The 22,835-nt window shown below is 64.5% G+C and carries 18 protein-coding genes and 1 pseudogene; 6 read left to right on the top strand and 13 right to left on the bottom strand.

The genetic code is table 11. The annotated features are described in order from the left end of the window. The first annotated feature begins 74 nt into the window (after positions 1 to 74). The 4 genes from wecB to NFG57_RS03090 are packed head-to-tail and all read left to right on the top strand — an operon-like array spanning position 75 to position 7,531. Positions 75 to 1,232 (top strand): UDP-N-acetylglucosamine 2-epimerase (non-hydrolyzing), encoded by a 1,158-nt coding sequence (gene wecB, locus NFG57_RS03105; RefSeq protein ID WP_348815333.1) that lies wholly within the window; start codon positions 75 to 77, stop codon positions 1,230 to 1,232. Continuing rightward, complete coding sequence (locus NFG57_RS03100) at positions 1,225 to 3,417, top strand: glycosyl transferase family protein (RefSeq protein ID WP_348815332.1); 2,193 nt, start codon at positions 1,225 to 1,227, stop codon at positions 3,415 to 3,417. Before wecB ends, NFG57_RS03100 begins: the two co-directional genes overlap by 8 nt. Next, positions 3,414 to 6,563, top strand: coding sequence for a tetratricopeptide repeat protein (locus NFG57_RS03095; RefSeq protein ID WP_348815330.1), 3,150 nt, complete (start codon positions 3,414 to 3,416; stop codon positions 6,561 to 6,563). The genes NFG57_RS03100 and NFG57_RS03095 overlap by 4 nt, the downstream gene beginning before the upstream one ends. A gap of 44 nt (positions 6,564 to 6,607) precedes the next feature. Then, a complete protein-coding gene (locus NFG57_RS03090) occupies positions 6,608 to 7,531 on the top strand; it encodes a DUF4434 domain-containing protein (RefSeq protein WP_348815329.1) in 924 nt (307 codons plus the stop codon). Positions 7,532 to 7,607: 76 nt separating this feature from the next. On the opposite strand, the gene astB is transcribed toward NFG57_RS03090, so the two are convergent. The 5 genes from astB to NFG57_RS03065 are packed head-to-tail and all read right to left on the bottom strand — an operon-like array spanning position 7,608 to position 13,804. After that, on the bottom strand, positions 7,608 to 8,963 hold the full coding sequence (gene astB, locus NFG57_RS03085; RefSeq protein ID WP_222515818.1) for an N-succinylarginine dihydrolase: 1,356 nt from the start codon (positions 8,961 to 8,963) through the stop codon (positions 7,608 to 7,610). Positions 8,964 to 8,968: 5 nt separating this feature from the next. After that, positions 8,969 to 10,438 (bottom strand): succinylglutamate-semialdehyde dehydrogenase, encoded by a 1,470-nt coding sequence (gene astD / locus NFG57_RS03080; protein ID WP_348815328.1) that lies wholly within the window; start codon positions 10,436 to 10,438, stop codon positions 8,969 to 8,971. Continuing rightward, positions 10,438 to 11,481, bottom strand: coding sequence for an arginine N-succinyltransferase (gene astA, locus NFG57_RS03075; RefSeq protein WP_045990904.1), 1,044 nt, complete (start codon positions 11,479 to 11,481; stop codon positions 10,438 to 10,440). Before astA ends, astD begins: the two co-directional genes overlap by 1 nt. Beyond that, positions 11,481 to 12,551, bottom strand: a complete 1,071-nt coding sequence (locus tag NFG57_RS03070; protein WP_222515663.1) for an arginine N-succinyltransferase — start codon at positions 12,549 to 12,551, stop codon at positions 11,481 to 11,483. Before NFG57_RS03070 ends, astA begins: the two co-directional genes overlap by 1 nt. A 38-nt stretch (positions 12,552 to 12,589) precedes the next feature. Beyond that, a complete protein-coding gene (locus NFG57_RS03065) occupies positions 12,590 to 13,804 on the bottom strand; it encodes an aspartate aminotransferase family protein (protein ID WP_045990902.1) in 1,215 nt (404 codons plus the stop codon). A 266-nt stretch (positions 13,805 to 14,070) separates the two neighbouring features. On the opposite strand from NFG57_RS03065, the pseudogene NFG57_RS03060 reads away from it, so the two are divergent. Further along, positions 14,071 to 14,682: pseudogene (locus NFG57_RS03060) on the top strand (class I SAM-dependent methyltransferase); the annotation flags it as partial. A 171-nt stretch (positions 14,683 to 14,853) separates the two neighbouring features. On the opposite strand, the gene NFG57_RS03055 reads toward NFG57_RS03060, so the two are convergent. The 6 genes from NFG57_RS03055 to fabV form a co-directional block, all read right to left on the bottom strand. Beyond that, a complete protein-coding gene (locus NFG57_RS03055) occupies positions 14,854 to 15,387 on the bottom strand; it encodes an isochorismatase family protein (RefSeq protein WP_348815327.1) in 534 nt (177 codons plus the stop codon). A gap of 348 nt (positions 15,388 to 15,735) precedes the next feature. Then, positions 15,736 to 15,960, bottom strand: coding sequence for a hypothetical protein (locus NFG57_RS03050; protein ID WP_124802861.1), 225 nt, complete (start codon positions 15,958 to 15,960; stop codon positions 15,736 to 15,738). A gap of 722 nt (positions 15,961 to 16,682) precedes the next feature. Continuing rightward, entirely contained in the window at positions 16,683 to 16,904 is a 222-nt protein-coding gene (locus tag NFG57_RS03045; RefSeq protein WP_045990898.1) for a hypothetical protein, read from the bottom strand. Between the two features lie 442 nt (positions 16,905 to 17,346). Next, a complete protein-coding gene (locus NFG57_RS03040; RefSeq protein ID WP_108448003.1) occupies positions 17,347 to 17,859 on the bottom strand; it encodes a DUF417 family protein in 513 nt (170 codons plus the stop codon). A 781-nt stretch (positions 17,860 to 18,640) separates the two neighbouring features. Beyond that, the gene (locus NFG57_RS03035) at positions 18,641 to 19,618 is read right to left on the bottom strand and encodes a GlxA family transcriptional regulator (protein WP_213228183.1); all 978 of its coding nucleotides are present in this window, start codon (positions 19,616 to 19,618) and stop codon (positions 18,641 to 18,643) included. Positions 19,619 to 19,800: 182 nt separating this feature from the next. After that, a complete protein-coding gene (gene fabV, locus NFG57_RS03030; RefSeq protein ID WP_045990896.1) occupies positions 19,801 to 20,997 on the bottom strand; it encodes an enoyl-ACP reductase FabV in 1,197 nt (398 codons plus the stop codon). A 256-nt stretch (positions 20,998 to 21,253) separates the two neighbouring features. Here fabV and NFG57_RS03025 point away from each other — a divergent pair, with 256 nt between their 5' ends. Further along, positions 21,254 to 21,643, top strand: a complete 390-nt coding sequence (locus tag NFG57_RS03025) for a hypothetical protein (RefSeq protein ID WP_108131267.1) — start codon at positions 21,254 to 21,256, stop codon at positions 21,641 to 21,643. A 12-nt stretch (positions 21,644 to 21,655) separates the two neighbouring features. Here NFG57_RS03025 and NFG57_RS03020 read toward each other — a convergent pair whose 3' ends face one another. After that, on the bottom strand, positions 21,656 to 22,141 hold the full coding sequence (locus tag NFG57_RS03020; protein WP_045990894.1) for a glutathione peroxidase: 486 nt from the start codon (positions 22,139 to 22,141) through the stop codon (positions 21,656 to 21,658). Positions 22,142 to 22,225: 84 nt separating this feature from the next. Then, the gene (locus tag NFG57_RS03015; protein ID WP_231498436.1) at positions 22,226 to 22,777 is read right to left on the bottom strand and encodes an NUDIX domain-containing protein; all 552 of its coding nucleotides are present in this window, start codon (positions 22,775 to 22,777) and stop codon (positions 22,226 to 22,228) included. Between the last annotated feature and the right edge of the window lie 58 nt (positions 22,778 to 22,835).

Raw genomic sequence — 22,835 nt, 5'->3', positions numbered from 1 at the left:
GATGGCGCCCAGTTCGCACCGAAGTATGCTGAGATAATCAAAGAATACTTTACTCCGCTCCCATGGGACGTCTCATGCCTGTCGTCATGCTCGTTGTTGGAACCCGTCCCGAGGCGATCAAGATGGCCCCGGTCGCCCAGGCCATACAGGCATTCCCGGCACTGTCACTGCATCTGTGTGCCAGCGGCCAGCACGACGAGATGCTGTTCCAGGCCCTGTCGCTGTTCGACCTCACGCCGGACAGCAATCTGGCGGTGATGAGACCAGCGCAGACCCTCAACGGTCTGATGCAGGCCATGATCCAGGCACTCGACCAGGACATGTCACGGGTGGCCCCCGACCTGGTGATGGTCCATGGTGATACCGCTACCTGCTTTGCCGCGAGCCTCGCGGCCTTCCACCGGCGGGTCCCGGTAGCTCACGTGGAAGCTGGGCTGCGCACCGGCAATATCGCGTCGCCCTGGCCGGAGGAGGCGTACCGCAGCATGGTGGCGCGTATCGCCCAGCGCCACTACGCCCCCACCGCGTCGGCGCGTCACAATCTGCTGTGTGAGCAGGTGGCGCCGGATTCCATCCTGGTGACCGGCAATACCGTCATCGACGCCCTGGCCTGGATGAAAAGCCGCCTCGACCGCCAAGGCTATCGCCCGGCAGCCCCCTCACCGCTTGCCGCGCTGCGCGACGACGCCAGGCTGGTGCTGATCACCGGCCACCGCAGGGAAAACCACGGCGATGGCATCCGTACCATCTGCACCGCCATCGCCGCACTCGCCGCTCGCTACCCCGACGTCGACCTGGTCTACCCGGTCCATCTCAACCCGGCGATCAAGGACGTCGTCGAACACGCCCTGGCGGGCATCCCCAACGTGCTGCTGGTGCCCCCCCAGGACTACCGCGACTTCGTCTGGCTGATGGGCCGCGCCTGTCTGATCCTCACCGATTCCGGCGGCATCCAGGAGGAGGCTCCCGCCCTCGGTGTGCCGGTGCTGGTGATGCGTGAGCACACCGAGCGATGCGATGCCCTGAGCGCCGGTACCGTCATCCTCACCGGCAGTGACAGCGACGCCATCGTGGCCGCCTCGGCGCGCCTGCTCGACGATGAAAAGGCGCGCCGGCGCATGGCCGCGATCCCCAATCCCTACGGTAGTGGCGACGCCGCCAGGCAGATCATCGAAGACCTTGACGATTGGCTTGTCCGCGCCGTCGAGACACTCGAGGCCGGCGATGCCTGAGTTATCCCCCGAGCTGTCACTGTGGCTGGTCGACGCCACCATCCATGTGCTGTTCGCCCTGAAGTACGTCGCCATTGGGCTATGCCTGCTGATGCTGGCCATGGGCATCGATGATCTGTTTCTCGACCTGGTCTACTGGACCCGGCGGAGCTGGCGCTACTGGTCGATCTATCGCGATAACCCCAGGGCCAACGAGGAGCGTCTCTATCAGGCCCGGGAGAAACCGCTGGCGGTCATGGTGCCGGCCTGGCAGGAAGTCGGCGTGGTCGGCCAGATGGCCCAGCTGATGGCCAGTACCATGGACTACGAGAACTATCAGATCTTCGTCGGCACCTACCCCAACGACCCCGAGACCCAGGCCGAGGTGGACGCGGTCTGCCAGAGCTTCAGCAACGTGCACAAGGTGGTCACGGTACGCCCCGGCCCCACCAGCAAGGCCGACTGCCTGAACAACATCATCGAGGCCATCGCGCGCTTCGAGAAGGCCGCCGGGATCGAGTTTGCCGGCTGCATCCTGCATGACGCCGAAGACGTCATTTCGCCGATGGAGCTTAGGCTCTACAACTATCTGCTGCCGGACAAGGACCTGATCCAGGTCCCGGTCTACCCCTTCCGTCCACGCTGGTATCAGCTCTCCGGCGGCCACTACATCGACGAGTTCTCCGAGTACCACGGCAAGGACGTGCTGATTCGCGAGGCCATGTGCGGCCAGGTGCCCAGCGCCGGGGTCGGCACCTGCTTCAGTCGTCGTGCGCTGGCCCACTTGAGAGAGCTCAATGACGGCATCACCTTCGACATCTGGAGTTTGACCGAAGACTACGATATCGGCTTTCGCCTGCACGAAAGCGGACTGTCCTGTGTCTTCGTGCGCTACAGCGTCGAGCGCGACGAGCTGTCGCCTCGGCGCGAACAGGCCCTCGGCCTGTCGAAGCGTGACAGCAAGGTGATCTGTGTGCGCGAGCACTTCCCCACGGCGCTGGGCGCGGTGGTCCGGCAGAAGTCCCGCTGGATCACCGGTATCGTCTTCCAGGGTTATCAGCATCTAGGCTGGAGTCACACCAACTGGCGTCTCAACTACTTTCTGTGGCGCGACCGTCGTGGCCTGGTGGCCTACCCCCTGGCGCTGGTCGCCACCCTGCTGATGCTGATCTTGGCAGGGCTTTGGCTGTACGCCGTGCTGTCGCCACAGGCCTGGCACTTCCAGTCGATCCTCGGTGGCTGGCTGCTGGAGACCCTGCTCACCATCAATGGCCTGCTGCTGGTCAACAGGGCCTTCCAGCGCTTCTACTTCGTCAAGATCTACTACGGCTGGCGTCAGGGCCTGCTGTCCTTTCCACGCATGCTGTGGAGCAATCTGGTCAACTTTCTGGCCAACGTGCGGGCCTGGAAGCTGTTCTTCACCCGGGCGCGTCACCGCACCTTCGCCTGGGACAAGACCACCCACGACTTCCCCCAGCTCGACGACGCCGTGGAAGTCTCTCTCGAAGCCCTGTTGATCGAGGATGGCGTTGTCACCGCGAGCGATATCGAGCGCATAGGTGTTGACGTCGGAGCACGTCGGCGACCCAGAGAGCTGATTGCTCGAGACCTGGTGTCCGGGGCGACGCTGGCCAGGCTTGAAGCCAGACGGCGGGGCATCGCCAGCGTCGAGATCCATCCGCTGGTGCTGTCGCCCGCGCTGATCGACGCCCTGCCCCGGCATGTCGCCCTGCGCTACGCCACGCTGCCCATCGGCGAGAGCGGCGACAGCCTGATCATCGCCACCGAGACCGCCTTGAGTCCGGTCGCCATCGGCGCCATTGGCCGTCGCATCAAGCGTCCTGTCGAGCAGCGTCTGGTTCCGCTCGGACGCGTCACCCTTGGCCTGCGCCACTGGTACCTGGGAGAGCTTGGTGACGTCGACCGGGACCGGCTGCTTGAGCTGGATGCAGACGCCGACGCCGCACGCCTCGATGGTTACTGCGCTCGCCAGTACCTTCTCGGAGAACTGTTGCTGGAGCAAGGGCTTATCACACCCGCCCTGTTCGGCCAGGCGATGATCGACTTCGATCCTGAACAGGGTCGTCTGGGCGACTTCCTTGTCGCGCGCGGGATGATTACGTCGAATGACCTGGAGCGAGCGCTCGCGCTCCAGGCGGACCACCGCCGACAGGCGGCCCGCAGCCTCGAGGATGTGGCGGTATGAAGACCAGGGCGATATCGCTGCTGATCGCCGTGTCGCTGGCTCCGCTGCTGGCTCAGCCACCGGCCTGGGGGCTGAGCCAGTTCGAGGAGTTTCACAGCTACCCCTATCTCGACAAGGCCTACCGGGCAGCAGAACAGCGCGACTGGGCGCAAGTCCAGCAGCTGATGGAGCACCTGATCAGTCAGGTACCCGAGAACGTCGAGGCCTATCGCCTGCTGGCCCAGGCACTGGCGAAGCAGGGCAATCTGGATGGCGCCATGGCGGCGCTGGGGGCGCTGGACGCCAACGTGGCGGCGGTCCAGATCAATGCCCTGCGCCAGGCCTGGATCGCCGACGGCCACGCCAGCGAGGGCGAGTTGACGCTTTGGCTCAGCGAAACGTCGGGCAGCGCCCGGGAGGCCCTGTGGAGCGCCCAGGCCGACTATCTGCGCGCAACCCGCGGCGCCCGGGCAGCGCTGGAATGGCTTGCTACGGTGCCCGCCCGGCAGGACGCCCTGGCACGGGACCGCTACCGTGCCGCCCTGGCCGAGCAGATCCAGGACTGGAACGGCGTAATCGATGCGCTGGTGCCCCACACCATGGAAGATGCGCTGAACGACGACGACTGGCGACGCCTGTCGATCGCCATGATTCAAACCGATGATGCACGCGGCATCAATGCCGTGATCGCCAGGCTTCCCGAGGGCGACGTCCGCCATTTCGTGCTGCGCGCAGGCGCCGATCGCGCCATCGCCCTGGGCTACCCCGGGATCGCCCAGCGCTGGCTGGCCACCCTGGAGCAGTCGGATCAGCTGGACGCCAGCGACTCCCGCAAGCTGCTGCAGACCTCGCTGGCAGTGGGCGACACCGACCGAGTACGCCAACTGGCCAGCCGCCAGGACATGGATTGCCTGACGCTGGTGAGCTGGCTCAGCGATCATGGCGACCCCGAGGCCTTGAGCACCTTCACCGAGTGCGACGCAAAGGAAGATCCGCAAAGCTGGCTGATACTCGCCGATCGTCTCGATGCCCTCGACCTGCTGGAAACCACGGAACTGCCGGGAGCCTGGCACCAGCGACGCGATCGGGTGCTGCTGGATCGCTATCGCGCCGACGGGCTGGATGACAAGGCGCTGCGCCTGCTGACACGTCAGCCGCAGACGCCGGCGATCCTGCGCGAGCGCGCCGAGTTGACCCAGCGGCTGGGACGCCCCGAGGCCGCCGAGCTATGGCAGCAGCACTATCATCTGACCGGCGATTCCGGCTCGCTTGAACAGGCAAGCTATCTGTATCTGGCATCACAGCGGCCCCAGGCGGCCCGGCGACTGCTGGAGCAAGCCTTCAAGCTTGCCCCCGAGCGGCTATCGGCGACCTCACTGGCGCGACTGGCCCAGCTTTACGCCGACGACAATGCCGGCGTCACCGACGCGACGCTGGAGGCGCTGGTACGCCAGCCCCGACTGGCCGATACCGAGCGCACCAACCTGCTCGAACAGCTTGCCCGCCACGATCGTTGCACCGTCGTTCGCAGCGTGGCCGACGCCAGCACGCCACCCTGGGCGGCCCTCGGGATCTGCTCGCAAGACAGGCCCGCCCAGGCCGCCGCCTATTTTCAGAGGGCGCTCACACAGCTCAGCCCGCGCCAGCCAGAAGCTGGCGCGGGGACCGCTGCAATGACGCAGCCAGAGATCCAGGCCCGCAAGCGCCTGGCCTTCGCGCTGTTTGCCGCCGGCGACCCCGACGCCGCCTGGCGTCAGTGGCGAGCGTTCGAACGCGACGTTACTAGCGACGGAGAACTCGACCTGACAGATCGCCTGGCCGGCGCGCGCAGTGCCCTGGCAAGTGGCGACACCGAGGGCGCCTGGCGCTGGTGGCCCAAGGATAGCGACAGCCCTGAGGCGAGGCTGCTCGGCGCGCGCATCGCCCTGGCCCGCCACGACGCCGCCGGCGCCATGGCACTGGCCAGAGTCGCAGTGGCATCCGCCGGCGGAAAGCCCAAGACCGACACCGCCGCCCTGGAAGGCGCGAGCCAAGTGGCCCGTCAGGCAGGCAACCCAACCCTCTCTCGACGCTGGCTGACCCAGGCCCAGGCGGCCTCGCCTGGCTCGCCAAGACTTGCCCGGGAGCTGGGACTGACGCTCGCTACAACGGAGGAAGCAGGTGCTCGGTCAGAGGCCATTGCGCTGCTGGAGCGCGCCCGTCCGGCCTATCCAGAGGACTACGTCAGCGCCGCCACCCTGGGGAACCTCTACAGCACCATTGGCGACAACGCCCGCTCCATGACGCGCATCGAGGACGCCATCGACCTGCAGCCCTTCGACCTGGCGGTGGGCGAGGACAGCCTCGAGGCCATGGCCGAGCGCCGCTACCGGCTGCGAAGGACCCACGAGACGCTGACGCGGCGCGACCGGATCACGCTGACCAGCAGCTGGTCGCCAACCAGCCCGACGCCGGGGATACGCAGTGACCCATCGAACCACGGTAACGACGACGATAGCGGCCACGATATCAACACCCAGGTGGTTCAATGGGACCACGCGCTTGGCCACGATCCGATCCACCAGGGACGGGAGCTGGCCGGCTACATGAGGGCCATCATCGGCGGCGATGATCGTGACGACTACGGGCGAGGACGCTCCCTGGGCCTGGGACTGCGGGCCAAGCCGTTGGCCCGTCACAACCTGAACCTGTATGCCGAGATGTTCGCCGAGTCCCAGAAAAACGATGACGAGCACACCGACTACAATCTGCTGCTGAGGGCCACCGGCTCCTTTCTGGATCAGGGCGATTACAGCAGCGAATGGCGCGTAAGCCAGGAGCAGTGGAATGAGCGCTCGCTCTATCTCGACGCCGCCTGGTGGACCCAACGTGGCGATGTCCAGCTGTTTGGTCGCTACCGCCAGGGCCGCACCTTCAAGCTGCCGACCCGTTCGGCCCAGACGCTGATGCCCTACGCCAGTCTCCAGGCCACCAGCCACGACACCACCGGCTGGGACGAAGATGTACGACTCGCCGCCGGACTGCGCTGGGAGCTGTGGTACGACGAGGATCACTACAACGCCTTTCGCCGCAGGCTGAGCGTCTCCACCGAGTACCAGCAATCCCTGGGGGGCAACCTCTACCAGGAACGCGACGGCTGGATGATCCATCTGGAGCTGAGCCTGTGATGAACTCAAGCATTCTTGTGGCCGGACACCTCAAAGGCACCGCGGTGCCAGTCCCATTCGCTGGCATTGTCGCGCCACTGACCCTGACGGTGGTCCTTGCCATGCCCGTGGGGACGGTCGCTGCCGCCGACGACAGCCCCCTGACAAGAGCCGCCGAGGCCTACCGCAGCGAAACCCTGTTCTACCAGCCTCAGAATCGCGACGCCTCGCTCAGCCGACAGCAGTGGCAGACGCTGTGGCGGCGTACCCGTGAGAACGGCGTCGAGACATTGATCGTGCAGTGGACCCAGTACGGCGAAGAGACCTTCGGTGGCGCCGATGGCTGGCTGGCCAACGCCCTGGTCGATGCCGAACGCCAGGGACTCGAGCTGATTATCGGTCTCTATCAGGACCCCGAGTACTACGAAACCCTCCCCGACAACGCCCGCTTCCGTCACTACTGGTACCAGCAGTTGGCCAAGGCCCACGCCCGACAGCAGCAGATCCAGCGCCAATGGCCACTGACGCCGGTGGGCTGGTACCTGCCGGAAGAACTCGATGACTGGCTGTTTCGTGAACCCGGCGTACGCCAGGAACTGACGCGCCAGTTGGCCAGCGCCAGCCAACAACTGACGGGCCCGCTGCACCTGAGCATGTTCAGCGGAGGCTTCGTGACGCCAGGGGTCTACGCGGCCTGGGCCGAGGACATCGCCGAAAGCGGCTGGCAGGTGTGGTGGCAGGACGACGAAGGCGCCCGCAACCTGGATCCGCCCATGCGCCAGGCCTACCGCGACGCCCTGAGCTGTCGCATCGGCGTCGTCCGCGAAGCCTTCGCCCGCACCAGCGCGACCGAATCCGACTTCCAGGCAATGCCCGCACGCCCCCGTCAGCGCGGCAACGACTGCCATCCGGACGCGGTCTTTTCGCTGCGTTATATGCCCTGGGCAGAAGCGCTGCACCAAGGCCCACCTGGCGCTCTCGCTCAATAAAAAACCCCACCAAGAGGTGGGGTCGAATCGACAAACAGCAACCAGGATACGCATGGCTATTTCAGCCCATCGGTGCTCAGTTGCCAGCCCCCTGGAAGGGGTACACAGGGCCCAGCGCGAGGAGGGACGTCAGCTCGTCCAGCGCCGCCAATGTCTCCTCGGCGAGCCTGGGATCGGCCAGGTCTTCCGGTGCCAGACGCTCGCGATAGTGACGCTCGACCCAGGCGACCAGGTCGGCGTAGAGGGCGTCGTCGAGCAGCACCCGGCCGGACAGCGCCTCGCGCTCGGCCTGGCTCAGCACCACCCTGAGCCTCAGGCAGGCCGGACCACCGCCATTGCGCATGCTCTGCTTGACGTCCTTGACCACCACTTCGCCGATCGGGTTGTTGCCGGCCAGCAGGTGATCCTGGATGCACCGCCACACCGCCTCACGCTCCTGACACTCCCCCGGCACCACCAGGGTCATGCTGCCGTCGTCATTGGACAGAAGCTGGGAGTTGAACAGGTAGGAGGCCACCGCGTCCTCGAGGCTGACCGCCTCAAGCGGTACCCGCACCGGAATCAGCGGCGTCGACATCTTCTCGCGCAGCGCATCGAGGGTGGCCTCTTCGTCACGGAAGGCCAGCTCGTGGTAGAGCAGCACCGGGCCATTGCCCACGGCGATGACATCGTTGTGGAAGACCCCGGCGTCGATGGCATCCGGGTGCTGCTGGGCGTAGACCACTTGATGCTCAGCGAGCCCATGCTGGCGGGCGATGGCCTGGCTGGCCTCCAGGGTCTGGCGCGCCGGAAAGCGACGCGGCTCGACGCCGTCACCGCCGAAGGCCTGACGCCCGTAGACGAACAGGTGCACCCCTGGCTCGCCGTGCTCGCCGCACAGCCGGGTATGGTTGGCCGCGCCTTCATCGGAGAACGCCGGCGTCGCCGGCAGCACCGGGTGATGGGCGAAGTGGGCGGGATCGGCGAAGATCGCCGCCAGCACCCGACCGGTGGTCTCCGGCTCCAGAAAGCGGTGGAAGCTCGACTGCAGGTTGGCCGGGGTGAAGTGCACTCGACCGTCAGCGGCATCCAGGCTCGGTGTCACGGTGCCGGCGTTGGCCGTCCACATGCTGGAGGCGGAGCACACCGCGCGCAGCAGTTGCGGCGCCTGGCTGGCGGCCTGGGCCAGCACCTGACCGTTGTCGCCGGCAAAGCCCAGCGAGCGCAGCGCCCCCAGGTCAGGGCGCTGCTGTGGCGGCAACACGCCCTGCACGTAGCCTGCGTCCTTCAGCGCCTTCATCTTGGCCAGGCCCTGCAGCGCCGCCTCGCGGGGGTTGGACACCAGGCCGCCGTGGGACATCGACGCCACGTTGCCGTGGGCCAGCCCCGAGTAGTTGTGGGTCGGCCCCACCAGGCCGTCGAAGTTGACCTCGACCACGTCCCGCTGGCTCATATCGCTCACAGGCTCACCCCCGGCGGCAGTTTCTCGGGCAGGTTGAGGGCTTCGCTCTCGACGGAGGCGACCGGGTAGGCGCAGTAGTCGGCAGCGTAATACGCACTGGGGCGATGGTTGCCGCTGTCGCCGACGCCGCCGAAGGGCGCGTCGCCGGAGGCGCCGGTGGTCTGGCGGTTCCAGTTGACGATACCGGCGCGGATGCGCAGCAGGAAGTCGTCCCAATCGGCCCGCTCACCACCGATCAGCCCGGCGGACAGGCCATAGCGGGTGTCATTGGCGAGTGCGATGGCGTCGTCCCAGCTCTGGTAGCGGTAGACCTTGAGCAGCGGCCCGAAGTGTTCCTCGTCCGGCACCTCGACCCCGGTCACGTCGACGAGTCCCGGTGTCAGCAAGCTGGTGCCCGGCTCGACCTGGCGCATGCGCGACAGCACCTTGCCACCGCGAGCCTCCAGGTCTGCCTGGGCGGCGAGCAGCCCCTCGGCCGCCTCGACGCTGACCAGACCACCGTAGAACGGCGCCTCCTCGGCAAAGGGCTCGGCCACGCGCAGGCGCTCGATGGCACCGCTCAGGGCGTCGATCAGGCGATCACCGGCCTCGCCCTCTGGCACGATCAGGCGGCGGGCGCAGGTGCAACGCTGGCCCCCGGACAGAAAGGCCGACTGCAGGATGGTCAGCACCGCGGCGTCCTCGTCCGGCACGTCCTTGACCACCAGCGGGTTGTTGCCGCCGAGTTCCAGCGCCAGCACCTTGCCCATCTGGCCGGCGAACTGCTTGTGCAGAAGACCACCGACCTTGGCGCTGCCGGTAAATAGGAGGCCATCGATACCGGCATCGGCGGACAGTGCCTGGCCGACCTGTGCCGCGCCCTGGACCAGGTTGATGACGCCCGCCGGCAGGCCGGCCTCGAGCCAGCACTGCAGGGTCAGGTCGGCGGTCAGCGGGGTCTGCTCGCTGGGTTTGAACACCACGGTATTGCCAGCCAGCAGCGCCGGCACGATATGCCCGTTGGGCAGATGGCCGGGGAAGTTGTAGGGACCGAATACTGCCATCACGCCATGGGGGCGATGGCGCAGTACCGCTCGGGCGTCACCCAGGTCACGCTCGCGCTCGCCGGTGCGTTCCTCGCGGGCTCGGATGGACAGCGCCACCTTGCCGATCATGGCGCCGACCTCGGTGCGTGCTTCCCACAGCGGCTTGCCGGTCTCGTGGGCGATGCTCGCCGCCAGGTCCTCGCGGTGGCTTTCAAGCACGCCACGGAAGCGCTCGACCAGGGCTTCACGCTCGTCAAGCGAGGTCAATGCCCAGTCGGGAAAAGCCTTGCGTGCGCTGGCAACGGCCTGGGCGACCTGCTCGTCGCTGGCGGCCTTGCCCTGCCACAGCTCGGCGCCGGTGATCGGGTCGAGCTTGGTGAAGGCCTCGGCGTCGCCGGACATCCACTGTCCATCGATAAGCAATTGTTGTGCGGGTTGCATCACGCCTCCTCGTCGGAATTCAGCACGCGCAGGGTGTCGCCGGAGGCGACCTCCAGCCTGCGCGCCTCGTTGTCATTGAGCACCAGCACGCCGTCGGCGTCGGGACCGCGCCCGACCCAGGCGGCACGGAAGTCGGCCATGCGGGTGGTCGCCGCCAGCCACTGTGGCCGCTCGGCGCTGTCGGCGTTGGGGTCGACCTCGACACGCACGTGTCGCGACAAGCGCACGCCCTTGACGTCGTCGATGTAGGCCTCGACCGTGGGACCGCCGTCGAAGATGTCGATATAGCCTTCCCAGCGCAGCCCCTGCTTCTTGAGCATGGCCAGGGCCGGGCGGGTGTGCTCGTGGACCTGACCGATGCAGGCACGCGCCTGCTCCGAGAGAAACGGCGTATAGATCGGGAACTTGGGCATCAGCTCGCCAATAAAGCTCTTCTGGCCAAGGCCGGTCAGCCGATCCGCCTCGTTGAAGTCCATGGGGAAGAAGTTGGCCCCCAGGCAGTCCCAGAAGGCGCTGCGCCCGTTCTCGTCGAAGCGTCCGCGCATCTCGGCCAGCACCTTCTCGGGAAAACGATCGCGAAATTCGGCCATGAACAGCCAACGCATCATCGACAACAGCGCGCCGTTGCGCTGATGGCGGCGATCGGCACCCCGGAACTCCGGGCGCAGGAACAGCGAGGCGACCTCGGCGTCGCCGGTGTGATCCGAGCTCAGAAACAGCGTATCGACGGTGCGATGCAGGTCGAGCTGCTTGGACGAGTGCGCCAGGGTGCCCACGCGGTAGTGATAGAACGGCACTTCACGCCCGACCTGCCCCTCGATGGCGCAGCAGCCGGCCAGATGCCCGCTCTCCTCGTCTTCCAGCACGAAGAAGTAGAGACGCTGGTCCACCGGGGTCTGCTCGTTGAACGCGCTCGTCGCGGAGGCGATCTTGTCCGCCAGAAACTCGCGGTTGTCGGGAAGGGAGGTGAAGCCGACCCCGGTCTCCCGGGCCAGCGCCTGGAGTTCGTCCAGGTCCCCTTCCATGATCGGTCGCATGCGCATTACAGCTCTCCCTCATCGTAGCCCGGGTCGAGCCCGTCATCGCTCAGCCCCAGCGGTGCCGCCAGCACCGCACGTCCTTCTTCCACGCCCAGCAGTTCGGCGTGGGCCGGCGACAGCATCAGCTGGCCGGTGGGCGACAGCGCGTAGCGCGCCACCGTACAGCAGAAGCCGTCCAGGCGCTGGTTGGCGACCATCGCAGGCTCAGCATCGGGTAGAGCGTGCTCTGGGCGGATGCGTACCGGGTGCCAGGCGGCGCGACGGAAGGACTCGAGGCGCATGCGGTCACCCTTGATCACCGGGCCTGCGTCGAACAGGTCGACGTGGCGCGAGCGCAGGAAGCCCTCGGCCAGCATCTCCTCCAGCGCCGCCTCGTGGGCCGGGTGCTCGCGCCCGATGGCAGCGCGCGCCTGGGGCGTCAGCAGCGCCAGGTACAGCGGGAACTGCGGCATCACCTCGGCGATGAAGCTCTTCGAGCGCACGCCTGCGGTGTAGTTGATCTCGTGGTAGTCGCGCACGAAGAAGTGGCGACCGACACTGTTCCAGAACGGCGACTCGCCGTCGTCGTCCAGATACCCCGGGAAGGCCATCGCCAGCACCTCGGCGAAGCGCTCGGGGTACTGGGCGATGAACATCAGCCGGGCACGGCGCAGCAGGCTCTCGGCGCTGGTGCCCTTGTAGCGCGGATCCAGCGACAGCGCGCACAGCAGGCTGGCGTCCGAGACCTCATGGGACAGCGCCAGGGTCGGCACCTCACGGCGAACATTGAGCTGCTGCGAGGCGTGGATCAGGGTTTCCTGGCGATAGGTGTAATACGCCTCGGTGGCCCCGGCCAGGGCGCGGATGGTCGCCGTACCGACCACCTCACCCCGCTCGCGATCCTCGAGCACGAAGGTGTAGTGCTCGTCGCCGGGCACCTCGGCCTCACTGGCAAACGCCCGCTGGGAGCGCGCGATGCGCTCTTCCAGGCGATCACGGTGGGCCGGCAGGTTGGTCAAACGTGGCTGGGCGGAACCCGCCAGGCGCTCCAGCGCCGGCAGGTCACCTAGCCGCACAGGGCGAACGGCCAGCATCGGATGCCCTCCCGTCAGCTCATGTTGATCGGCACCTTTCACGACGCGCTGACCATCCGTGCGATGGCGCGTTCGAGACGCTCGAGTCCCTCGACGATGTCGGCCTCGGGAATCACCAGCGACGGCGCCATTCGCAGCACGTTGGGGCCGGCGATCAGCGCCATCAGACCTTCCTCGATGGCCAGCGGCAGGATGTCCTTGGCGCGACCTTCATACTCGGGGGCCATCTCGGCACCGATCAGCAGTCCCATGCCACGAATTTCCTTGAACACACCGTGCTTGCGGTTGATCGCTTCCAGGTGCTCGCGGAACAGGTCGTGACGCTTGGCGACGCCACCGAGCACTTCCGGCGTGTCGATATGACGAATCGCCGCCAATGCCACCGCCGAGGCCAGGGCGTTGCCGCCGTAGGTAGAACCGTGGGTGCCCAGCACCAGCACCGGGGCGACGCGATCGGTGGTCAACATGGCGCCCACCGGGAAACCACCGCCCAGGCTCTTGGCGCTGGTCAGGATGTCCGGGGTGATGCCGTAGTCCATGTAGGCGTACAGCGAGCCGGAGCGGCCCACACCGGTCTGCACCTCGTCGAACACCAGCAGGGCGTCGTACTCGTCACACAGGTCACGCAGGCCCTGGAGGAACTCGGGCGTGGCCGGCACGATGCCGCCCTCGCCCTGCATCGGCTCGACCATGATGGCGCAGGTGTCGTCGCCGACCAGTTCGCGCACGCTGTCCAGATTGTTGAACTCGGCGTGGAGCACGCCTCCGGGCACCGGCCCGAAGCCCTGGGAGTACTTGGGCTGGCCACCCACGCTGACGGTGAACAGGGTGCGACCATGGAAGGACTGACGGAAGGAAATGATCTTGTCCTTGTGGGCCCCGTGCTTGTCATGGGCCCAGCGACGCGCCAGCTTCAGTGCGGCCTCGTTGGCCTCGCCACCGGAAGAGCACAGATAGACCTTGTCGGCGAAGGTACGCTCGGTCAGCTCCCGGGCCAGCTCCAGTGCCGGCTCGTTGGTGTAGACGTTGGACAGGTGCCACAGCTTGTCGGCCTGGGCCTTGAGGGCCTCGACCAGGACCGGGTGGCAGTGACCCAGCGAGTTCACCGCGATGCCGCCGGCGAAGTCGATGTACTCGCGGCCTTCCTGATCCCACAGACGGCTGCCTTCGCCGCGCACCGGGATGACCTTCTGAGGAGCGTAGTTGGGCACCATGTACTGGTCGAAGTCGGCACGGCTCGGGGTATGGCTCATCGGGGATCTCCGCTGTGGTTGGCGTTGCCCGTCGTCGGACGGGAGCGCGCAGTTTGCGCGCTACTGCAAAGCATGAAATGGATCGATGCTTCGAGTATAGGGACGCCCTCGCTCCACGGCTTTCAGCAATGGGACCCGCTTTTTCACAAAGCTCTGTCCTTGCGCCCTGCCCTTGCACCATCGTCATGACGCCTACCCAGGCTTCGTCTAGGCTGAAGACTCCCGCAGGACCTGACCCGATCACTACCACCTCCAGGGGCTCCGCCATGCTCAACACCACCGTCTGGAACCGCTGGCGCTATTCGCTTTATGCCCCCATCTACGACGCGGTGGCCCAGCGTACCTTTGCCAGGGCGCGGCGGCGCGCTCTGAATCAGGTGTGCTGGCAGTCGGGGATGAAGGTACTGCTGGTGGGGGCCGGCACCGGCCTGGACCTGCCGTGGCTACCGCGCGACCTGGAGATCCACGCCAGCGACCTGTGCCCGGCGATGGTCAAACGTCTCAAGGATCGCGCCTGTCGGCTTGGCATCGACGTCGAGGCCAGAACCATGGACGCCGAGCGGCTGGACTACGCCGACAACAGCTTCGATGTGGTGGTGATGCACCTGATCCTGGCGGTGATGCCGGATCCGGCAAAGGGGCTCGCCGAGACCCATCGCGTCCTCAAAGGCGACGGCCAGCTATGCGTGATGGACAAGTTCCAGAGCGACGAGCGGCCCTCGGGACTGGCGCGCAGGGGGCTCAATCTGCTGACATCCGCCATCGCCACCGATATCACTCGCCAGGCCCGGCCATTGCTGGACCAGGCAGGGTTTGTCATCGAACAGGACACTCCGGTGATGATGGGCTCATTGTTTCGCGCGTTGATCGCCGCCAAGGCCGACCACGCCGAGCCTCGACCAGCGAAACCGCGACCAGAAGAACCTCAACCAGAAGAACCTCGACCAGCCGAATCTCGACCAGCAGAACCTGGGCCTACTGAACATCAGTCCGGCTGAGCCTGCGTCCACTGGCGATGCTGGCGGCGCCACTGGGCCGGCGTGTCGGCTTCAAAGCGCTTCCACAGCCGGCGCAGCTGACGTTCGTCGTTCCCCCCACCCGCTCGGCGATGTCTCGCGGATGTCGCTGGCGCTGAAGGTTCGCGCTCCCCGCTGCATGGCAAAGGTCAGGGTCGCTTCACTGACGAAGTCCACGGCGTATCCCAGATCGGAGGCCACCCTGGTGGTGGTCTCGCAGCACTGCTCGGTACGAATACCGCTGACCCATAGCCGAGACACCCCTCGACCGCGTAGCCAGCGGTCCAGCCCTGTATCGGTGAAGGCGTTGTGGGCGGTCTTGTAAAAGGTCACATCAGCGGGGTCTTCGAAGCCCTCCATAGCTCGGGTCAACCCATTGTCGGGATCAAATGCGCCCTGGCTTCCCGGCTCCGTATGGATGATTCGCACCATCAACATGCCTGTCTCGCGTGCCAGGTCGATCAAGGAGCGCTGAGCTTCCGGCCAATCACCGAGTCGAGTGGCATCCCAGTAGGGGCGCGCGAGACACGAGGCCTGAACATCGATGACGAGAAGTGCTGTGGTCATGTCCAATCTCCAGCAAAGGGGGGAGATTGCAGACTAGTGCCCCGCAGCAGCGATGCGCAGTACAGGGCCGGCCCTGAAGGGGGCAGATTCGGACATGACGTTACTATCGAGGATTCCGTCCATCGGCACCAGCATAGGAATCGGTATCGGCTGCCCTGACCTTTCTCCCATCAATGGACGAGTGCTGGATACCAGCAGACCGCAGCAGCATAGCCACGGTTGAGCATGTCATGAACGCAGGGGCATTCGAACGCAGCATCCTTCAAACGCTAAAAAGGCCCACCTGAGTGAGCCTTTCACGTAGCGGTCGCGAAACGCGACAACACTGCTGCCGTCTTTGCTGACGACTTACATATTCGCTTCCTGGAACGCCGCGATGGTCTCGCGCAGCAGTTCCTTCAGCTCTGCAACCTCCTGCTCGAGGGCTGCAATCTTGGCCTGGCGCTCTGCGCTTTCGGCATTCTCCTGGATCCGCTGCATGTTTTTCTGCAAGGTATCGGAATCCATGGCGAAGGCTGAGCCGACGGCCATCATCGAGACCAGCGCTGCAGTTGCCAACATCTTGGTTTTCATGTCTCTCTCCTCGTTTTCGTCGAACATCCTTCGACCACTTGTCCTGACCGCCGCCCCTGGATGGCGCTGCCGGGTGGTGGCAGGAAGCGGTAATCAACCAACGTTAGTGAAAGCCAAGGTGCGTCACGGCCACCGACAGGTAGGCGCTTCGACGACCACTCCCGAGCTCTTCCGCCGGACATCCAATGTCACGCTTCAATCGCTCTGCAAGACCGCGTCCCTGCGGCCAGTGAGCCAATCCTTCGACTCAAGTCCTTGAGGCGCTCGGTCCATGAACGTCCACGTGTCGGCGAACAGGCATCGATATCCGTTCGAAAAACACTGTTCACAAATCGACAAGATCAATCTAAAGGGCACTATTTCAGCACGCAACCGACGCTTGCTCTGCATGACCAGACTTGCACAGTCCGAACATTGGTTTGACCACTAGCGCTTTTGGCTGGCGGCATCTACCCAGCGGAAACCGCCAGCGTATTGATGCCCAACGTCTTGTCACAACCAACCCAAAGAGCGCTTCAAACCCGCAAGGCAAGACGGCGTCCCTGCCGCTGTAGATAAGGGAGTCATCAAGATGAGCACGCCTTTTCTATCACCTTACCGACATTTCCCTTCACGCTTGCATGTCCTTTTGGCTAGTTCATGCGCTGCCAGGGCGATCCTCTCGGGTTGCAGAGCGAGCGCCCTTTACGTCAGCGTTCCAGCGTGTCTTTCTCCAGCTTGTGTTACTGGGACTCTTCCAGGCTCTCTACGGTCATTTGCAGCAGGTCCTTGAGCTCAGCCACTTCCTGCTCCAGGGCCTCGACCTTCTGCTCTTCAGAGGCTTCGGTGCTGCGCTCTTCGATTTCCTGCATGCGCTTTTGCAGGGTGTCGGAGTCCATGGCATAGACACTGCCAGCGGCAAACATGGAGGCCATCACTGCGGCAAAGATCATTTTGGTTTTCATGTCACTCTCCTTGGAGTCGTCGATAGTGTTTCGACGTTGAATCGTTCTGATATTTTGTGCGTTATCGAGCATCCCTTGGGATCATCTTCCTGGACGCGCCGACACTCTGCCCTCTACTTCTATCTTCGGTCTAACCACTTTCCGTCTTTCCGACTCTCGTCGTAACGTTTTGTTACCCGGCAACATCAAATCTAATCGGCATCCCTCATATTGGCAATTGCAAATATGTCCATCTAATCACTCAGGCACAATATTCGTTTAAGCTGCTGATTTAATTCACCCAAACTTCTTGATTAGAAAAGAGCGCCGACACGGACTCTTGCGCCCACACACCTTGGTAGCCATGTCCTCCACCAGCGCCCCTTCACAAAGGGACCAGGCGCGGAGCGGGCTTTCCAGCCCGGGAAAGCCACACTCCCGAGACCGAAAAGCCCTTTCATTTCTATGCAGCATCAGCAACCAGAGCGTCGTCCTTGGCATGCTGTGCACTGCGCTCTGCACTCACTGCCTGCCAGGCTGAGCCGGTGATCACCAGCGATGCGCCAAGCAGTACCAGATCCTTGGCCAGGAAGCCTCCGAACAGGGACGGGAACGCCAGGGTGTCACCGGACAGGCTGCTGACGTGCAGTACACCCGGCGTGGTCAACAGGAAGCTGGTCGTTGTCAGAAAGATCACGCTTGCCAAGGCACCACCCACCAGGCCGGCTTTTTTCGAGATGGGATAGGCGGCTACCAGCAGGCCGACGATAATCTCGGCGGTTCCGATCGCAGCCGATACCTGATTGACACTGGCGACATCATAGAGCCAGGCCATCAGTGGCGAACTGGCCACAATGCCCTGGATCGCTGCAGCTTCATCGGGGTGATACTTGAAAAAGCCGATCCAGAAAAGAATGGCGACGACGCCGTACAGGGCCACATAGAAACCCAGTCGAGAAATGGTGGTGTGGTTCATGTCTAACTCTCCGTCTTCACTTTTTTAGTTTGCGTGGATGGCATCCTGACACCTCCACTTTGCTGCTACCGTTTCATTCACGTTTCATTCGAATATGCACAGAATTCCGACCTCACTAGCGGCAGGCTTCCGAGCAACTCGTCTGTTGTTCATGGTGGTTGGTAGGTGTTACCTGCGACTTTCTTACACGCCTTCTTCATTTTTTTTCGTCCCGGGCCGCTATCGACACGCCCATCGACATTCCCGGGACGAAAGCAGAGCCATTTGCTTGGCCGTTGCCTGACCTCAGCCAGCGGACAAGCCGTAACGGCTCCAGGAGTTACGGTATCTATGTAGCATTTATTGGAGATTCCTTACGTGCCAATGCTGTGCCGGTCTATGCACTCGGCGACGCAAAAGAAGGAAATACGCCAATTGTTAGCGGGTAGGCACATCGGGCAGTGCACAGTAGAGATAGCAAGAGGCGAAACGATAGGACGACAGAAGCCGGGGAGAAAGGAGCGAGAAAGGAGCGAGAGGAGTCGTGCTGGAGATGATGTAGAGCGCAGAGGCGAGTGGAGCACGTACAGACGGGGCGAGTGCAGACGGAACGAGTACAGACGGGGCTAGAAATGCGGGAGTGAGCAGGGGCTAAGCGAGAGGTGCCGGAGCGAGAAGTTGAAACGCGACGGAGGGGAGAAGCACGATGAAGACAGCAGCCGTTACTCTCAGGAGCAGACCATTCCGACAAGCGTCGCTCATCAAGGCCTGAAGACATACCGGATACAGAAAGCCTCGAGCGTCAGCCCAGTCGCTCTTCTCTCGGGGTCATGCCGAAGTGGTTGCGATAGGCCGTGGAAAAGTGGGCGGCAGAAGAAAAGCCGGTCTGCAGGGCGATCTCGCCCGCGGGCTGGTCGGTATCGCGCAACATTCGACGGGCCTTCTGCAGGCGCAGGTCCAGATAGTAGCGGCTCGGCACCGACTTCAGGTACTTCTTGAACAGCCGCTCCAACTGACGGCGAGAGATCCCCAGATGCTCGGCAAGTTCATGGGTAGACAGCGGCTCCTCGATGTTGGCTTCCATCAGCTGGACCGCCTCGACAAGGCTGTCCGGCGCATGGGCCAGGCGTGAACGCAGGGGGATCTGCTGGGGCTCGTCCCCCATGCGGATGCGCTCCATCACGAAGTACTCGGAGATACGAGTAGCAAGGCCTGGGCCGTGGTGGCTTTCCACCAGGGTGATCATCATGTCCATGGCGGCGGTCCCCCCGCCGCAGGTGATCCGGTCGCGGTCGATCTCGAACAGCTGCTGTGACAGGCGCACCCTGGGATGGGCCGCCGCGAAGGCCTCGAAACGCTGCCAGGGTAGCGTTGCCTGGTAGCCATCCAGCAGGCCCAGCCGGGCCAGGGCTTCGGTGCCACCGCCGATACCGCCAAGCACCACCCCGGACGCCGCCAGTCGCCTGAGCCAGGCGGCCAGGTCATCAGGAATGCCCCCCGGCAGCTTGGCCGGACCACACACCAGCACCATGTCGGGCTGCGACTCCGCCTCCCCCAGCGCGGCGCGTGGCAACACCGTCTGCTGGGAGGCGCTGGTCACCGCGTCGCCGCCGCTGGCGTAGCTGGTCAATCGATACAGGGTTCGCCCGTGCAGCAAGTTGGCCACGTGCAGCGGTTCGGTGGCACAGGCGTGCGCCAGCAGCGAAAACCCCGGCATGACCACGACCCCGACCTGTCGAAGCAAATCCGGCAAACGTGTTGTGCTGACGGTGTGTGGCATGGGGGGTCTCGAGGAGTGTGCGCGAGGCATATATTACGCCACTGATCTGCGAGATTCAGCGCCCATGTCCGTTGCGCATGGGCTACACCAGGTCGACACCCAAGGTCTGCGGGCTTCTCATCGAAGGAGGCCGCGACCTCTCGGTCGCGGCCTCCTTCATCGCCGAACGGCAGTCCTCTGGTTTACAGCTGCACCACGTCGAACTCGGCGACAGGATCAACGTCGGCGTCGTAGTCGACGTCATCGCGCTCAAAGCCAAACAGCTTCAGGAATTCGTGCTTGTAGCCGGCGTAGTCGGTGATGTCGAACAGGTTGTCGCTGGTCACCTGGGGCCACAGGTCCTTGCACGCCTGCTGGACATCGTCGCGCAACTCCCAGTCATCCAGGCGCAGGCGCCCGACGTCATCGGTGGTCGCCTCGCCACCATAGAGGCGCTCGCCGAACAGACGATTGAGCTGATCGATGGTGCCTTCGTGCAGACCCTGCTCCTTCATCACGCGGTACACCATGGCGATGTACAGCGGCATGACCGGAATCGCCGCACTGGCCTGGGTCACCACGGACTTCAGCACCGCCACGTTGGCGCCGCCACCGCTCTGCTTGAGCGAGTCATCGATGGCGGAGGCTGCCCGGTCCAGGTCTTCCTTGGCCTTGCCAAGGGCGCCGTGCCAGTAGATCGGCCAGGTGATCTCGGTACCGATGTAGCTGAACGCCACACTGCGAGCGCCGGGTGCCAGCACGCCGGCCTCGGACAGCGCCTCCATCCACAGTTCCCAATCCTGGCCACCCATGACGTCGATGGTGTCGGCGATCTCCTGCTCGGTCGCCGGCTCCACCTGGGCTTCGATGATGGTGTCCTTGTTGGTATCGATGGCGGTAGCGCGATAGGTCTCGCCGATGGGCTTCAGGCAAGAGCGCTTGAGCTCGCCGGAATCGGGCAGCTTGCGCACCGGGGAAGCCAGCGAGTAGACCACCAGATCGATCTGGCCCATGTCGGCCTTGATCAGCTCGATCGCCTTGTCACGCGCCTCGTGGGAGAAGGCATCGCCATTAATGGACTTGCTGTAGAGCCCTTCTTGCTTGGCGAACTTGTCGAAGGCGGCAGAGTTGTACCAGCCCGCCGTGCCCGGCTTCTTCTCGCTGCCCGGCTTCTCGAAGAACACCCCCAGGGTATCGGCGCCGTAGCCGAAGGCCGCGGTGACGCGCGCGGCCAGACCGTAGCCACTGGAGGCGCCGATGACCAGCACCTTCTTGGGCCCTTTGGATGCATCGAGGCCGCGCGCACGGGTCGCCTCGATCTGCTCGAGGACGTTCTTCTCGCAACCGACGGGATGGGTGGTGGTGCAGATGAATCCGCGTACCTTGGGCTTGATGATCACGACAGACCTCTTCGTTACTCGCGGCTCCCGAGGGAGAGCCATCCAATGTGTAGAGCGTGGTCGCGATATTCTAGCGGCACAGCGCCGCCCTGTCCGCCTTTGTGCACATGCCCCTGACTTCCCGCGCTTTTCCTTGCCGCGCATTGCGCCTGAACACACCAGGGCCCTGTCCGGCTCTGCTGGCGATCGCGTCGCTCTCTTGCCCACCGGCACGGGGTCGGGCAGGATGCTGCCCACCGCTTGAGGAGACCGCCCGATGGATGCACAGACCCTGGTCGATGAACGCGGCGAGCTGTGGCTTGCCCTGGCGCCCATGTGGCTCGAACGCGAGCCCAGAGAGTCCGACTATGCGCGGATGGTCGAGGTGATCGAGCGCGACGGTATCGCCCTCAAGGACCTGGAATGGGTCTTTCGGATCGAGCTGGCGCCGGTATTGTCGCGTCAGCAGATGTCGGTCGCCGGTGAGTGGCGCAAGTTCGATGACCACCAATTGATGCGCCGTCTGGTCGCCCACAACCTTCGCCTCAAGGGCTGGCGACGCAAGTTCTGGGCACTGTTTTCGGGCCTGACCACCATGATGGTGCGCCATCGCTACAACGAACTGGTGGAACGGCTGGTGGTGGCGCGCGGAGGAGACATACGCTGACCGGCAAAGAGGTCAGGATTCGTCCAGTGCCCGCTCGAGGTCCAGCATCATGGCGTCGCCCCCATCGCGAGGCCCATAGCGCTTGAGCACACGGCCGTCTCGAGCGACCAGAAACTTGGTGAAGTTCCACTTGATGGCGCGCGTCCCCATCCATCCTGGGGCTTCGGCCTTCAGGCGCTTGAACAGCGGATGGGCCTTGGCGCCATTGACCTCGACCTTTTCCATCAAGGGAAAGGTGACACCGAACTCACGCTCACCGAAAGCGCAGAACTGCTCTGCGGACTCCGGCGACTGCCGTGCGAACTGGTTACAAGGGAACCCGAGCACGGTGAAGCCGCGCTCGCGGTGTTCACGATAGAGCGCCTCCAGCTCCGCCAGCTGAGGGGTGAAGCCGCACTTGCTCGCCACGTTCACCACGAGCAGCACCTGGCCACGCAGGGCGCGGAGGTTGAAGGGCTCGCCGCTATGGGTGCGGCACTCGACATCATGCAGGGTCATGGGATGAACTCGCGCTTACTGTCTTCACGATGACATGCCAGACGCCATTGCGCCAGTCGCAACGCCCTGGCGGCAAAGCGGCATTCAGTTGTCCCCCTCGCGCTCGAGCAGCAACTCGAGGGCCAGCCGCGTATCCGGCGTCACGCCGGCGAGCTCGAGGGCTCGACGCGGTGACATCCAGGCCACGCTGGCGACCTCCTCGGCCTGCAGCGACAAGGGGCCGTCCCACTCTACGCAGTAGACGCTGCCGAAGATGCGATACCCGTCTTCATCGTAGCGAAACTCCAGGCAATGGCGCAGCGCTACAGCGCGGATACCGAGCTCCTCGGCCAGCTCACGACGTGCCGAGACGTGGACCGCCTCCCCGGCGCCGACCACGCCTCCCGCCGCCAGGTCCAGTCCGCCGGGAAAGGCTTCCTTGGTCAGCGTTCGATGCTGCACACATAGTTCACCACGGCGATTGCGTACCACGATGTAGGTGGCGCGGTGCCAGAACCGATAGCGGCGCATTTCAGCGCGCCAGGCGCTGCCACAGGGACGATTGCGGGCATCCACCACCTGCACACGCTCCCGGGCAATCACCGCTGCGGGCGCCTCGCGCTGGTTATCAGGGGACGCCTCGCCAGCATTCGTCACGCCAGAGGCCGTGGGAGCCGAGTCGAAAGAGGAAACAGGGCACATCGAAGGGCTCCAC

The sequence above is a fragment of the Halomonas sp. H10-59 genome (genome assembly GCF_040070555.1).
In the GTDB taxonomy this organism is placed as follows: Bacteria; Pseudomonadota; Gammaproteobacteria; order Pseudomonadales; family Halomonadaceae; genus Halomonas; species Halomonas litopenaei.
This window is presented reverse-complemented; position numbering and strand designations above follow the sequence as displayed.

Coding starts and splice junctions, on each gene's coding strand:
- NFG57_RS03020 (WP_045990894.1), bottom strand. CDS start 22,141: ATGACCCTGCATGATGTCGAGTGCCGCACCCATAGCGGCGAGCCCTTC.
- astA (WP_045990904.1), bottom strand. CDS start 11,481: ATGCGCATGCGACCGATCATGGAAGGGGACCTGGACGAACTCCAGGCG.
- astD (WP_348815328.1), bottom strand. CDS start 10,438: ATGCAACCCGCACAACAATTGCTTATCGATGGACAGTGGATGTCCGGC.
- wecB (WP_348815333.1), top strand. CDS start 75: ATGCCTGTCGTCATGCTCGTTGTTGGAACCCGTCCCGAGGCGATCAAG.
- NFG57_RS03050 (WP_124802861.1), bottom strand. CDS start 15,960: ATGAAAACCAAGATGTTGGCAACTGCAGCGCTGGTCTCGATGATGGCC.
- NFG57_RS03040 (WP_108448003.1), bottom strand. CDS start 17,859: ATGAACCACACCACCATTTCTCGACTGGGTTTCTATGTGGCCCTGTAC.
- NFG57_RS03045 (WP_045990898.1), bottom strand. CDS start 16,904: ATGAAAACCAAAATGATCTTTGCCGCAGTGATGGCCTCCATGTTTGCC.
- astB (WP_222515818.1), bottom strand. CDS start 8,963: ATGAGCCAGCGGGACGTGGTCGAGGTCAACTTCGACGGCCTGGTGGGG.
- NFG57_RS03035 (WP_213228183.1), bottom strand. CDS start 19,618: ATGCCACACACCGTCAGCACAACACGTTTGCCGGATTTGCTTCGACAG.
- NFG57_RS03055 (WP_348815327.1), bottom strand. CDS start 15,387: ATGACCACAGCACTTCTCGTCATCGATGTTCAGGCCTCGTGTCTCGCG.
- NFG57_RS03065 (WP_045990902.1), bottom strand. CDS start 13,804: ATGAGCCATACCCCGAGCCGTGCCGACTTCGACCAGTACATGGTGCCC.
- NFG57_RS03095 (WP_348815330.1), top strand. CDS start 3,414: ATGAAGACCAGGGCGATATCGCTGCTGATCGCCGTGTCGCTGGCTCCG.
- NFG57_RS03025 (WP_108131267.1), top strand. CDS start 21,254: ATGGATGCACAGACCCTGGTCGATGAACGCGGCGAGCTGTGGCTTGCC.
- NFG57_RS03100 (WP_348815332.1), top strand. CDS start 1,225: ATGCCTGAGTTATCCCCCGAGCTGTCACTGTGGCTGGTCGACGCCACC.
- NFG57_RS03070 (WP_222515663.1), bottom strand. CDS start 12,551: ATGCTGGCCGTTCGCCCTGTGCGGCTAGGTGACCTGCCGGCGCTGGAG.